The 13,729-nt window shown below is 41.3% G+C and carries 13 protein-coding genes; 9 read left to right on the forward strand and 4 right to left on the reverse strand.

Going from position 1 to position 13,729, the window contains the following annotated elements; translation table 11 throughout:
- Positions 1-29: 29 nt before the first annotated feature.
- Positions 30-377 (reverse strand): type II toxin-antitoxin system RelB/DinJ family antitoxin, encoded by a 348-nt coding sequence (locus tag FTT88_RS02475; protein ID WP_180003101.1) that lies wholly within the window; start codon positions 375-377, stop codon positions 30-32.
- A gap of 112 nt (positions 378-489) precedes the next feature.
- A complete protein-coding gene (locus FTT88_RS02480; RefSeq protein WP_180003099.1) occupies positions 490-1,395 on the reverse strand; it encodes a pseudouridine synthase in 906 nt (301 codons plus the stop codon).
- A gap of 135 nt (positions 1,396-1,530) precedes the next feature.
- Here FTT88_RS02480 and tsaE point away from each other — a divergent pair, with 135 nt between their 5' ends.
- From tsaE to hfq, 4 genes are all read left to right on the forward strand, one after another.
- Complete coding sequence (gene tsaE, locus FTT88_RS02485; RefSeq protein WP_180003097.1) at positions 1,531-2,010, forward strand: tRNA (adenosine(37)-N6)-threonylcarbamoyltransferase complex ATPase subunit type 1 TsaE; 480 nt, start codon at positions 1,531-1,533, stop codon at positions 2,008-2,010.
- Complete coding sequence (gene mutL, locus FTT88_RS02490) at positions 2,000-4,012, forward strand: DNA mismatch repair endonuclease MutL (protein WP_180003095.1); 2,013 nt, start codon at positions 2,000-2,002, stop codon at positions 4,010-4,012. The genes tsaE and mutL overlap by 11 nt, the downstream gene beginning before the upstream one ends.
- 6 nt (positions 4,013-4,018) lie before the next feature.
- Entirely contained in the window at positions 4,019-4,963 is a 945-nt protein-coding gene (gene miaA / locus FTT88_RS02495) for a tRNA (adenosine(37)-N6)-dimethylallyltransferase MiaA (RefSeq protein ID WP_180003093.1), read from the forward strand.
- 92 nt (positions 4,964-5,055) lie between these two features.
- Positions 5,056-5,565: an RNA chaperone Hfq gene (hfq, locus tag FTT88_RS02500; RefSeq protein WP_168378882.1), complete on the forward strand. Its 510-nt coding sequence runs from the start codon at positions 5,056-5,058 to the stop codon at positions 5,563-5,565.
- 153 nt (positions 5,566-5,718) lie between these two features.
- Here the strand turns inward: hfq and FTT88_RS02505 are convergent, their stop codons facing one another.
- On the reverse strand, positions 5,719-7,026 hold the full coding sequence (locus tag FTT88_RS02505) for a peptidylprolyl isomerase (RefSeq protein ID WP_180003091.1): 1,308 nt from the start codon (positions 7,024-7,026) through the stop codon (positions 5,719-5,721).
- Positions 7,026-9,497, reverse strand: coding sequence for an LPS-assembly protein LptD (locus tag FTT88_RS02510; protein WP_180003089.1), 2,472 nt, complete (start codon positions 9,495-9,497; stop codon positions 7,026-7,028). The genes FTT88_RS02505 and FTT88_RS02510 overlap by 1 nt, the downstream gene beginning before the upstream one ends.
- Positions 9,498-9,617: 120 nt before the next feature.
- Between FTT88_RS02510 and FTT88_RS02515 the strand changes: the two genes are divergently transcribed.
- The 5 genes from FTT88_RS02515 to FTT88_RS02535 all read left to right on the forward strand — a co-directional run bounded on the left by FTT88_RS02515 (position 9,618) and on the right by FTT88_RS02535 (position 13,728).
- Entirely contained in the window at positions 9,618-10,631 is a 1,014-nt protein-coding gene (locus FTT88_RS02515) for an aminoglycoside phosphotransferase family protein (RefSeq protein WP_180003087.1), read from the forward strand.
- Positions 10,631-11,320: an N-acetylmuramate alpha-1-phosphate uridylyltransferase MurU gene (gene murU / locus FTT88_RS02520; RefSeq protein WP_180003085.1), complete on the forward strand. Its 690-nt coding sequence runs from the start codon at positions 10,631-10,633 to the stop codon at positions 11,318-11,320. Before FTT88_RS02515 ends, murU begins: the two co-directional genes overlap by 1 nt.
- Before the next feature lie 84 nt (positions 11,321-11,404).
- Complete coding sequence (rsmG, locus tag FTT88_RS02525) at positions 11,405-12,037, forward strand: 16S rRNA (guanine(527)-N(7))-methyltransferase RsmG (RefSeq protein ID WP_180003083.1); 633 nt, start codon at positions 11,405-11,407, stop codon at positions 12,035-12,037.
- Between the two features lie 24 nt (positions 12,038-12,061).
- Complete coding sequence (locus tag FTT88_RS02530; protein WP_078188958.1) at positions 12,062-12,844, forward strand: ParA family protein; 783 nt, start codon at positions 12,062-12,064, stop codon at positions 12,842-12,844.
- The gene (locus FTT88_RS02535) at positions 12,841-13,728 is read left to right on the forward strand and encodes a ParB/RepB/Spo0J family partition protein (RefSeq protein ID WP_180003081.1); all 888 of its coding nucleotides are present in this window, start codon (positions 12,841-12,843) and stop codon (positions 13,726-13,728) included. Before FTT88_RS02530 ends, FTT88_RS02535 begins: the two co-directional genes overlap by 4 nt.
- Position 13,729 lies beyond the last annotated feature (1 nt).

Genomic DNA, 13,729 nt, shown 5'->3' on the forward strand with positions numbered 1-13,729 from the left:
TTTATAAATTGTTTATAAATGCGACAGTGTTAAGTTTTGTCACTTTCACCCAAAATTGCATTGAGTTCTTCAAACAAGTCGAGATGATCATCATCTAATAATGGATCATTATTTAAAATTTCTAATTCAGCAGGGCTAATTTCAGTGGTTGAAATGGCTTGGGCTTCTTGTTGTTTTAATTTGCGTAACTTAATCAATTGTTCAATATTGATATTTTGGTTTTCAATAGAGAAGGGGATTGATTTGGTTAAAACAACTTGTTTAAAGAATAGACGTACAGCCTGTGCAGGTGTAATGCCTAATTGTTTAAACACGGCAAAGGCCTGTTTCTTTTCCTGTGAATCGAGGCGGATTTGGTAGACTTCAGTTTTTCTCATATTCTTAGAAAGCTTTAAAATACTTAACTTTTCGCATTTATTCTAATCAAAACTATCATAAATTCAAGAATGTTCGGCAGTATTTTATCAATTTAATGTAATGACAATCGATTTACAGTGTCAATTCATAGGCAGAACTGAATTGAAAAGCCTGCTCTGTCACAGGATCGATAAACTCAAGATGTTTCGCAAGTAGTTGTAAAGGTTGGCTGAAATCGTCATCTACCTTATGTTGTACTACTGGATAAAAGGGGTCATTTTGAATTGGAATGCCCAAAGCATTTAAATGTACACGAAGTTGGTGTTGCTTGCCGGTATGGGGCTTTAATTCATACTTTGCATGGTTTCCATGCTGCTGGATCAGCTTAATGTATGTTTCACTATTTGGCTCACCATCTACCAGTTGCATTGTATAAAAAGGCTGACCTTTTTCCATACGATAGCGAGTTGTGATAGGGAAATTTAATTCATCTCGATAAGCTGCAATGGCATGATAGGTTTTTTGAACTTGCCGCTTGGCAAACATCTGTTGATATAGCCCACGGCTTTCGACACATTTGGAGAAGAGCACCACGCCGGCAGTTTCACGATCTAAACGATGAATCGGCGTTAGCTGTTCAAGCTGCGTTTGTTTTTTGAGTCGAACCAATAAGGTTTCTTGTACATACTGACCGGTTGGACTCATGGTGAGAAAATGTGGTTTATCGACCACAATGAAATGATCATTTTCAAACAAAATCTGATGCTCAAAAGGAACATGGATTTCATGCGCTAAGAATCGATAATAATAAACATGACGATTGGCTTCAAAAGGACTGTCTATCGTTAAAACGTCACCATTTGCGGCATAGACCAATCCATCCTTAAATCGTTGTTGCCACTCTGCTGCTTGGATATGAGGAAATTGTTCACACAAATATGCATAGACGGTAGAGGCTTGCGTGTGTTGACCGTCTAGGAAGACTTTGCTGGCACTGACACCATTGATCATCGGGGGAGTAAATTCAAAACTGTGCATGAAGAAAGATCTAAAAACTGAGCAAATGAAGCAGAGAACACATCATGAAAAATGCTCAATCTATAGTGTGAACATATCCATTTTAGCCAGTGCGATGCTATCATATTTAATTCTTATGTACATGTTGTGAGTAATATGCAGTATTCATTCAGTCTGGAACTTAATAGTGAAGTCGATACCCAAAACTTAGCTACCGTACTGGCGACGCATTTTACGACGGGTGTAGCGTATTTAATTGGTGACTTGGGTGCAGGAAAGACCACGTTAACACGTTATTTTTTACAACACTTGGGTCATCAAGGTGCGGTAAAAAGTCCAACCTATACATTGGTTGAACCTTACAATATTCAAGGACAAGATATTTTTCATTTTGATTTATATCGTCTGAATGACCCTTATGAGCTTGAACTTATGGGTATCCGTGATTATTTAGAAACGCCGAACGCCCTATTTTTATTTGAATGGCCATCTAAAGGGGGCGACGAAATCCCTGAGGCTGATTTAATTATTAATATTGAAAAGTCTGCGGATGAAACCACCCGTACAGCGACTTTAAGCTCTTCTTCAAAAACTTTGCAAAACGCTTTGGAGCAAAAATTTAACCATGCTGAATGAAATCAGTGCCCGCCGCATTCGAACGCTTGATCCTGCCTTAGCCAACCAAATTGCCGCAGGGGAAGTGATTGAACGTCCCGCTTCTGTGGTCAAAGAATTACTGGAAAATGCCATTGATGCAGGGGCGACTGAGTTGATTGTTCGTATTGAACAAGGCGGCAGTACACTGATTGAAATTATTGACAATGGTCGGGGCATCCACCCTGAAGATTTACCTTTGGCGGTCATGCGCCATGCCACCAGTAAAATCCAAACTGCTGAAGATTTACATGCCATTGTAAGTCTAGGTTTTCGTGGGGAAGCCTTGGCTTCGATCGCTGCGGTGTCTCGTTTGACTTTGACCAGTAGCCAAAATGATGACGGTGTAGGCTATCAGGTCGAAGTAAATGGCACTGCATTTGATTCGCAAGAAATTCAGCCTGTGGCAGCGACGCAAGGCACCACCATCCGTGTGCAAGATTTATTTTTTAATGTGCCTGCACGGCGTAAGTTCCTCAAAAAACCGGGGACTGAGTTTGGACATATCGAAGAAATTGTCCGTCGTTTGGCACTGACCCATTTTGATATACGTTTTGTCCTTGAGCATAACAATAGTATTAAGCTGAACTTGCCGATTGCAGACAGTGGCGCGCTCCGTTTTCAGCGGGTACAACAATTATTAGGCCGTCAATTTACTGAAAATGCGTACTGGATAGATGCTGATAGCGTCAATATGCGTCTCAGTGGTTGGTTAGGCCATCCTTCAGATGCACGTGCGCAGGCCGATATGCAATACGTATATGTGAATGGACGTATCGTAAAAGACAAGACCGTTTCACATGCACTTCGCATGGCTTATGACGGTATTTTGCATGGGCATCAACATGCCGCTTATTTGTTATTTATGGAAGTTGATCCTGAAAATATCGATGTGAATGTGCATCCGACCAAGCATGAAATTCGGTTTCTAAATCAACGTGAAGTACATGAGTTTGTTCGTCATTTTGCCAAATCGACATTAGCGCAATTTCAAACCGCGACCGCCGAATTGTCATCTGCAATGAAACTTGATGGGCAGGCACACGAAAATATTATTCCGCAGCCGCGTCATCAGGAACAATTTTCATTACATCAACCTCAGCCAGTTGCAGAGCAAGGCACAAATTTTGTCAGTCCAGAGATCGCAGGTGGACTTACTGACTTTAGTTCGCCAGCAACGGTGCAATATGCTTCAAATCATGCGCCAACAGGTCAGGAAGCTTATACACAGCAATATTCAAATGCGTCGAACAATAGCACTGGATATCAGTCAAATATAGCGGGTTCCAGACAGCTCAATAATGCATTGCAAAGTTATTTAGCGCCTTTACGTCAAACTGAGTCGTTAAATGATCCGGATACCGCTTTAGCTGAACATATTCAGCAGAAAGTTGATGAGCATCCTTTGGGGATTGCCATTGCGCAATTGCATGGTATTTATATTTTGGCCCAAAACACCGAAGGTTTAATCATTGTTGATATGCATGCTGCGCATGAGCGCATCGTTTTACAACAAATGAAAACGGCTTGGGATAAACCTGAGTTTTGGACATCACAGCAGTTGCTGATTCCTAAAGTCGTCAGTATCAGTCGGATGCAAGCGATGCGCGTCGATGAGCTCAAAGAACAATTGGCACGCCTAGGTTTAGAAATAGACCAATATGGCGATGAGCAAGTCATTGTCCGAGGTGTTCCTGCCATTTTGCATAAAGCAGACTTTGATGCGCTGATTCCAGATTTATTAAATGATTTAGACCCAAGTGATCAGGTTGCAGGGTTACTACAAAAGCGTGATCAAATATTGGCAGGCATGGCCTGTCACGGCGCTGTACGCGCACACCGTATTTTAAGTCTATCTGAAATGAATGCATTACTGCGTCAGATGGAACAAACTGAATTTGCCAGCCAATGTAACCATGGGCGTCCGACGTGGCGTGCGTTTCCATTGGCACAGCTAGATAAACTTTTTGCTCGGGGAGAGTAGTTTTACATGTCAAATCAATTGCCGGTCATCAACTTAATGGGACCAACTGCAAGCGGTAAAACCGCCTTGGCATGTGAATTATACGAGCAAGGTGGATTCGAATTAATTTCTGTCGATTCTGCTTTGGTTTTTCAGGATATGGATATTGGTACGGCCAAGCCGAGTAAAGCTGAGTTGGAGAAATATCCACATCATTTGATTGATATTATCAGTCCGCTAGAAGTGTATTCGGCAGCGAACTTTGTGGAAGATGCCTGTGTGCTGATTGATGATATGCATGCCCGAGGTAAAACACCGATATTAGTCGGTGGTACGATGTTGTATTACAAGGCTTTATTGGAAGGGTTGTCTTCAAATTTACCAAGTGCAGACTATGCTGTACGTGCTGAAATTGAAGCCAAAGCTGAGTCGCAAGGTTGGGATGCTGTATATGCAGAATTGTGCAATGTAGACCCATTGGCAGGTGAAAAATTTAAACCGAGTGATAAGCAACGAATTATCCGTGCGCTCGAAGTTTTTAAGTTAACCGGTAAACCCATTACTCAGTTACAAGCTGAGCAACCTAAAAACCTACCATACCGATACAATTTTCATAATTACGCATTATTGCCCGACCGATTAGAGTTACATGAGCGTATAGCTCGACGTCTAAAAATAATGTGGGAAATTGGATTTTTAAATGAAGTGAAAGCTCTCATTGAAAAATACGATTTAGATGAAAATTTACCCTCTATGCGCTCAGTTGGATATCGTCAAGCTTTAGATTTTTTGAAAAATAGTGATCAAAGTAGCGAAAAACAGCGTGAAATGGAGGATAAGGCACTTTTTGCAACACGACAACTTGCAAAACGTCAATATACTTGGTTAAGATCTTTGCAAGAAACGCATAAATTTACTACATATTTAACTGCGCAGCAGGCTCAAGAAGACTTGCGAAAGTGCTACGGATAAAGCAAAATTTACAGACTACCTTTTTGATAATTTTTAATTGAAAAGTAAAGGTAGCTTTTGCGCTGATTTTTATTATTTTTTGGAGTTATAACATGTCTAAAGGTCAAACTTTACAAGATCCGTTCTTAAATTCTCTCCGTAAAGAACGTATTCCTGTGTCGATCTTCCTTGTCAACGGTATTAAATTACAAGGTCATATTGAATCTTTCGACCAATACGTTGTTTTATTAAAAAATACTGTAAGCCAAATGGTTTACAAACATGCTATTTCAACTGTTGTTCCAGCACGTAACCCACGTCCTGCTGGTGCTCCTGCTGGTGCTCAAGGCGCTGCCGGCTTCGGTGGTCAACAAGGCGGCTTCGGCGGTCAACAAGGTGGCTTCGGTGGCCAAGGTGGCTTCGGTGGTCAAGGTGGTTTCGGTGGTCAAGGTGGCTTCGGTGGTCAAGGTGGCTTCGGTGGTCAAGGTGGTTTCGGCTCTCAAGGTGGCTTTGGTGGTCAAGGTGGCTTCGGTGGTCAAAGTGGTTTCGGCGGTCAAAATGCTGGTTTTGATGGCGAAACTAAATTTGAAGATGCTCAAGACGACGAAAACAACAATCGTTAATTGAATTAAAAAAACCTCCCAAATGGGAGGTTTTTTTTGCCTATAAAAGAGTAGATTGTTTTCACAAAGGGTATGTAATAATTACTAAAGTGCTGAATGATGATAAGAATCGACATAAAAAAACCAGCCGAAGCTGGTTTTTTGTTTATTCACTTATTTCTTTTTACGATCTAGAGCAGGGTCTTTAATTTCAACATAGGCATTGTTGCGTATTTCACGTAACCAGCTGTCCAGTTCAGTGTCAAATTGACGCTCACCTAAAATCTGACGTGCCATACGTTCTTGTACTTCATGTGTCATGTCTTGTTGACGTGTATCTGTTACTTGCAGGATGTGCCAACCAAACTGAGATTGGAAAGGTTTGCTGATTTCACCTTTCGCTGTTGATTTCATCATCGCTTCAAATTCTGGAACCATAACACCTGGGCTAACCCAACCTAAACTACCACCATTGGCAGCAGAACCGGTGTCATTCGAGAATGTTGAAGCCAAGACAGCAAAATCTTCACCTTTTTGCAGGCGGTTATACAAGCTGTCTATCATTTGTTTTGCGTTTTCAGGACTCACCACTTCAGAAGGTTGAATCAAGATATGGCGAGTTTGGTATTGTGGAACAATGGCTTTTTGTTCGCCACCTTTACGGTCAACCAATTTTAAAACATGAACGCCATCACGTACTGAAATCAGTTCAGTGGTTTGACCGACTTGCAAAGGTGCTACACGTGCAGCAAGTTCATCTGGAATATCAGATAAGTTGCGGAAGCCCATATCTGCACCGTCAACTTTAATGTCTTTGGTGCTGTATTTGTTGGTAATCGCTTTAACATCGTTACTTGCTGCCAGTTCTTTACGAATGTCTTCAGCGATTTTAACGGCATTATCACTGCTAGCAACGCGTACATGTAAGACGTGGACTTGATTACCTAGCGCAGCTTGACCTTGTGGTGAACTTAAGAAGTTTTTCACATCTTGGTCACTGATTTGAATGCGAGAAGTGACCAACTGTTGGCGTAGGCGTTGTAAAGCGATGTCTTCAGCGATGCGTGCACGTAAACCTGCATAGGTATTTGGCGCAACAGCATCTAATTTTTGCTGAAACGCTTCTAAGCTTGGAGAGCCTGCGTCTTTTGCAACTTTAAGTACGGCTTCATTGAGTGATTTTTCATCCGCTTTGACGTTATAGCGTTTCACTTGTTCAAGCTGTGCTTGGCGCGTAATCAGCTGTTCTAAAGCTTGTTGCTGCAAGTATTCGGTCGGTGGGATGGTTTGTTTTTTTGCTTGAAGTTGGTGAGTAATTTCGGCAATGCTTTGATCAAGATCACTACGTAGAATCACGCTATTGTCAACGACAGCTACAATTTCATCTTTAGGTTGCGCAGCAGCAAATACAGATACAGAAGTCGATAGGCAAAGTGCCAAAGCTGACGCTTTAAAAATTTGTTTTAACTGTTTTGTCTTCATTAACGTTCTGTCCAAGATTGATTAATATTGTTAAAACCCAACACTCGGTTTTCAAGCAAAGAGGTTAATTTATTGTTGAAGCCACCTAAACCTTTTAGGGTGAACTCCGCCATAATGGCACGTTTTGGTTTAACATCTGAAGATGTTACATCATCTAAATCGTTATAGTACGAACGACCATAAACTGAAACACCCCAGCAGCATGACTCGTAGTTCACACCAAGTAAATATTCACGCGCAATACTGTTGTCGAGGTCATATTGTGCATGACCGATAATACGCCAGTTATTGTGTATAGGTTGAATAAACGATGCTACTGCTTGGTCATAGCTGTCTTGGCGGTTCGGAATGTCTTTACGATAGAAATAACCGACATTGTATAAATTGCCTTTATTTCCTGTGTAATACATTTGAATATCGCGCTGAGCATTATCACCATTCGCCATCCATGCAGAATTGGCATTGACACTGATGCTGTCAGATAGTTGGCTAGAAATGCTCACGACAGGGCCAGTATGGCGTTCGGTATCAAATTTATCAGAGACGTTGTTTAGCGTGACGCGGCGGTCTTCAAAATAGAAACTTTGACCAACGCTAGCTTTTAAACGCTCAAGACCTACATCATCAAATAAACTATAGCTTAAACCTAGAGATGCGAAGTTGTTGTCTTCTAAACGGTCATTACCGTAGAAGCGACGCGGGCTAAATAATTGGTCATAGTTAATTGACGCTGTGGTTGAGTCAAAGTTCGGGTTAGTGTCTTGGTTTTTGTATGGAGAATACGCATAGAAGAAGCGAGGCGTTAAGGTTTGTAGATAACGACCTTCGCGCTCCATCACAAGACCCGCATCTAAAGTGAATTGCGGTACAACGACCGATTTACTTTCATTTGATGAACTAATGTTTTGTGCATTAACGGTGTCTTGATCGTAAATGGTGTTGACGTTACGAATCGTTGCTTCAGGAATCACAAATGACCATGGGGTACGATAGTTATAACGTACACTAAAGTCGTTATAAATACGCGCGCCGCTTGGCTCATACATTGGCGAATCGACAGTGCTGCTTGGAATATCGTTGCTACGTAAGTTCTTTTTGAAGTAAGCCGTATCATTGTTAAATTCGTACTGTAAGCCGAGCGGATTACCAGTCTTGTAGTTCAGTAGGAATTGTGGCAAGCGCGCATATGGACGGTCTTCATCACTGACAGTTTTATCCAGTGTTTGGAAGTCTTCCACTTTAAGCTGTGCTTTTAGGCCAGGGATACCATTTTTATAATTGAGTTCCCATGCACGGCGTAAGTTCAGGTCAGTTTTTGAGTTTGGATTATTATTGAGATCTGAGAAATAGTCTTTATCAGATGCATAATTGTATTCTAAATTTGTCGTGAATTGATCGTTAATTTTCCAGTTATGTAGGAAATGTAAGTCTTTACGATCCTGATCATCATACTTTTGGTCGGATGGTAAATAACCCCCCCACACCATCCCTGAACCAAAGTTTTTGGTCAAATAACGGAATTCACCTTCCATCATTGCGCCACGGTCTGCAATATAACGTGGTGTTACTGTAGCATCATAGTTTGGCGCAAGGTTTAGGTAAACTGGTACTGCAAGTTCAATACCGCCATCATTGGTAAAACCAAAGCTTGGGGTCAAAATACCTGTGGTACGGCGGTCATCAATCGGGAAGTTGAAGTAGGGCACAGCCATCACAGGTACGTTTTTTACATATAATGTTGTACCTTTGGTTTCACCGCGGCCAGTTTCTTGATTCAGCTTAATTTTGTCTGCTTGAATTTTCCACGTTGGTTTTTCATCGGGTGGACAAGTGGTATAAACCGCATTTTCTAATTCTAGGGTTTCTGTTGAAGTGCGCGAAATTTTTTCAGCGCGACCGTGTGCATGCTGCTGTTCAGCAATAAAGAAACTGTTATTTAAATCACCCTGTTGGGTTTTTAAATTGTAATCAATCGAATCACTTTGAGAAATCAGCCCAGACTGTGCCATTTGTACGCGGCCAGAAGCATTGGCGTAGGTTTGGGTTTTATCAATTTTGATTTGATCGGCACGAATTTGACGACCTTCTTGGTCAATCAGAACATTACCTTCAAGAATGGAGTCGCCATTCGGGTCAAAATGACCATAGTCTGCGGTAATGGTAGAGGTTGCATCTTCAGGTGCGACTGCTTTCGTTGTTGGAGCAACTGGGGTAATCCAGGTGCCTGTACAAAACGCAGAACTTAATTGATTGGTGTTGCGAATCTGTGCTTCAGGTGCAGATTTATCGACATAATATTGTTCGAAGAACTGCTGCCCCGGATAAGCTTCTGAAATGCTTTGTTTGAGTTGTTCTGTATCGTCATCCGTGGACGGGTTTGAAACAGGTGCTGCATAGCTTGGTAACGAGCTACCACATAGAAGGGTTAAGATCGCAGTCGCTAAAGGATTAAATTTAAACTGATGCTTCATTTGTCTCATTAACCAGGTATGCTTAATCGCAATTAATTATTGTCGCATCATAGAGAAAAAGTTGATAAGTAGCTACACTTAGCACTTTAAAAACTCAGCCTGTATTAGAATTTATCGCAAATGAATACACAACGTGAACAATTGATACAAACATGGATTTCATCTGTACTCGATTCAGATCAATTTGAAATTAACTTCTTAGCAGGCGATGCAAGCTTCCGTCGTTATGCACGAATCAAATTGAATAATAAAACATTTATGCTCATGGATGCACCACCAGAAAAAGAAGATTGTGGTCCTTTTGTGTCGATTGATGAATTTTTTGATGCACATGGCGTGCGTGTACCACATATCGTGGCCAAAGACCTTGATCAAGGCTTCTTATTGTTAGAGGATTTTGGTGATGTTTTATTGTCCACGTTGTTGAATGATCAAACCGTAGACGCACATTATGCTCAAAGTTTTAAACAGTTGATTCAATTACAGTCAATTGATGGTACTGCTCATTTTCCTGCATATACCTATGAAAAGCTGATTTCTGAAATGGAGCTGCTAACCGATTGGTTATTGCTATCTCTACAAGTGCAGCCTACTGAAGAAGAATCGGCACTCATTAAACGTACCTTTGCTATCTTAGCCAATGCTGCATTGGCTCAGCCTCAAGTGATTGTGCATCGTGATTTTCATAGCCGTAATTTGATGGTACTTGATGGTGAGCAAGATCAGGGTGTGATTGACTTCCAAGATGCTGTGATTGGTGCAGATACTTATGATTTGATCTCAATCACACGTGATGCCTATGTGCAGTGGAATGCAGATCGCGTTTATGCATGGTTTAAAACGTTCTATGATTTGCTACCTGCATCGGCTAAAGAAGGTCGTAACTTTGAGCAATTCAAACAAGACGCTGACCTGATGGCGATTCAACGTCATATCAAAATTTTAGGTATTTTTGTGCGCTTATTTGAGCGTGATGGTAAATCGGGTTATCTCAAAGATTTGCCGCGTGTGATGTGGTATTTACTTGAAGAAAGTAAACCGTATGCAGAATTACAACCTTTTATGCAATTTATTCAGGCTAAAGTATTGCCGAAATTTGAAGCCAAATACGGCACTTATGAGGTTGTTGCATAATGAAAGCCATGATTTTAGCGGCGGGTCTCGGAAATCGGATGCGCCCTTTAACATTGTATAAGCCAAAGCCTTTGCTTGAAGTGGGTGGAAAACCACTGATTGTTTGGCATATAGAAAAGTTAAAAAAAATTGGCGTAACTGAAATCATCATCAATTCTGCATGGCTTGCAGATATCCTGATTGGTACTTTGGGTGATGGTTCGCAGTTTGGTGTAGATATTCGTTGGACACGTGAAGCGGAAGGTCTGGAAACAGCCGGTGGCATTATTAATGCTTTACCTTTGCTTGGGACAGAACCGTTTATTTTAGTCAATGGTGACGTCTGGACGACCTACGATTTTTCGGCCTTGCTCAATGTTGAGCTAAAAGATGACTTGGCACACTTGGTCTATGTGACCAACCCAGCGCAACATCCAAAGGGTGATTTTATCTTGGATGCTGGGCGTAGTTATACCTTTGAGCAAGAACATGCAGGCGAAGCACTCACCTATAGCGGAATCGCAGTTATACATCCAAACATGTTTAATGGATTGGAAGCGGGTAAGCGTCCGCTCGCACCTTTATTGAAACAAGCCATGTTGGATGGAAAAATTTCTGCAGAGAAAATGCAAACTGCGTGGGTTGATGTTGGCACACCTGAGCGTTTAAGTGATCTAGATCTACAGATTCGCCAAGGCATGTACGATTAAGTGCATATTCGCTAAGCGTTAGCTACTGTTCCACGGCTTAGAAATCGGTATACTTCAGTTAATTTTTATTGAGATGTCTTCTTTATGCATCCTTTTTTTCAAGACTTAAAGCAAGGTAGTCAAAAGCTTGGCTTAGATTTGAGTGAAGAAGCATTAAATCTATTGCTGAAATACCAAGATGCCCTAGTGCTGTGGAACAAAGCGTATAACTTGACCGCTATTCGTGATCCTAAAGAAATGTTGGTTAAGCATTTATTGGATAGCTTAAGTATCCTAAATGATTTGCCTGCAGGTCGTTTATTGGATATCGGTACGGGTGGTGGCATGCCGGGCATGATCATTGCACTGTGTCAGCCTGAACGTGAATGTGTGCTTTTAGATGCCAACGGTAAAAAAATTCGATTCTTAAAACAATTTATTGCTGACTTAAAACTAAAAAATGTCATTGCGGTACAAACACGTGTCGAAAATGAAGACAGCATTAATGAACTGGGGCAGTTTGATGTGATCACCAGTCGTGCTTTTGCATCGTTAACGGATTTTGTGGATGCGTCTAAACCGTATATGCATGCGCAAAGTATTATCGCGTCGATGAAAGGCTTAATTCCTGAAGAAGAAGTTGAAACACTAAAAAGTGATTTCAAGATTGATATCGTTGCATTAAAAGTTCCACGACTTGATGAGCAGCGTCATTTAATTTTTCTTAAACGTATTTAAAATTTTCAAAGGACTGGGGTTACCATGGCTCAAATTATTGCGATTGCAAACCAAAAGGGTGGCGTAGGTAAAACCACAACGGCTGTGAACTTGGCTGCATCTTTAGCCATATTAAAAAAACGAGTTTTACTTGTGGACATGGATTCACAAGGCAATGCCACGATGGGTTCGGGCATTCAAAAAAATGATTTGTTGTATTCAGTCACGGATGTCTTACTTGGTGAAGTGCCAATTGAAACCGCTATTTATAAAGCGGAAGTGGGCTATAAAGTTTTAGGTGCAAACCGTGACTTAGCTGGCGTTGAGCTTGCAATTGCAGATCAAGACGGTCGTGAGTTTATTTTACGTGAAGCATTGGCAAGCGTCGAAAAAGACTTCGACTATATTATTGTCGATTGTGCACCAAGTTTAAGTTTGATCACTGTCAATGCACTTGCAGCGGTACGTGCTGTGCTTATTCCAATGCAGTGTGAATATTATGCCCTAGAAGGTTTGGCTGACCTAACCCAAACCATTGACCGTATTCAGCAAGCTTTAAACCCAGATCTAGAGATCGTGGGTGTGCTTCGTACCATGTACGATGCGCGTAATGCCTTAACACGTGATGTGTCTGCTGAGCTTGAACAATACTTCGGTCAGAAACTTTATGACACGGTTATTCCGCGTAATATTCGTTTGGCTGAAGCGCCTGCGCACGGTTTGCCAGTGATTTATTTTGAAAAAAGCTCGAAGGGTGCAGTTGCTTATTTGAACTTGGCAGCTGAGATGTTAAAAAAAACCAAAGTAAAAAAAGGAACTAAAGCATGACCGTAAAAAAACGCGGACTGGCTAAAGGTCGTGGTCTGGATGCCTTACTCGGCTCAATCCAAAAAGAAAAACTACAGCTCGAAGCAAAAGCTTTAGATCATGGACAGTTAAAACAAATTGATGTGCATTTATTGAAACGCGGCGAGTATCAACCGCGTCGTTTCATTAAAGAACAAGATTTACAAGAACTTGCTGCATCGATTGAAAAGCATGGTGTCATGCAGCCAATCGTCATTCGTCCTGTCGAAGATGAAAAGCATCCCTACGAAATTATTGCTGGTGAGCGTCGTTGGCGTGCGGCTCAGCTTGCAGGTTTAACCGAAGTTCCTGCCATTGTTCGTGACTTGAGTGATCAAGTGGCAATTGCATTGGCATTGATTGAAAACATTCAACGTCAAGATTTGAACCCAATCGATCAAGCCATGGCTTTGCAACGCTTCCATGACGAATTTGGTTTAAGTCATCAAGAGATTGCTGACACGGTCGGTAAAGCACGTACCACGATTAGTAACTTGCTACGCCTCTTGTCTTTAGCGGATCAAGTCAAAGACTTTATGCAGCAAGGTTTGCTCGATATGGGGCATGCACGTGCGATCTTGACGTTAAAAGCCAAAGATCAGCTTAAAGTTGCTGAAATGGTGATTGAAAAAAGTATGTCTGTACGTCAAACCGAACAATTTGTTCGTGATTTGAATGCACCAAAACAACAAAAAGCTAAACCAATTGTTTCATCAGACATTCAACAACTGACACAACGTCTCTCTGATCGTTTCAGGGCAGACGTGAAAATTGATCATAATAAACAAGGGAAAGGCAAGCTGGTGATTAGCTACCATACTCTTGAAGAGCTAGATGGCATTTTAAATATTTGTCTAGCTGAATAAT

It is taken from the genome of Acinetobacter sp. YH01024 (assembly GCF_013420195.1).
Lineage (GTDB): Bacteria > Pseudomonadota > Gammaproteobacteria > Pseudomonadales > Moraxellaceae > Acinetobacter > Acinetobacter amyesii.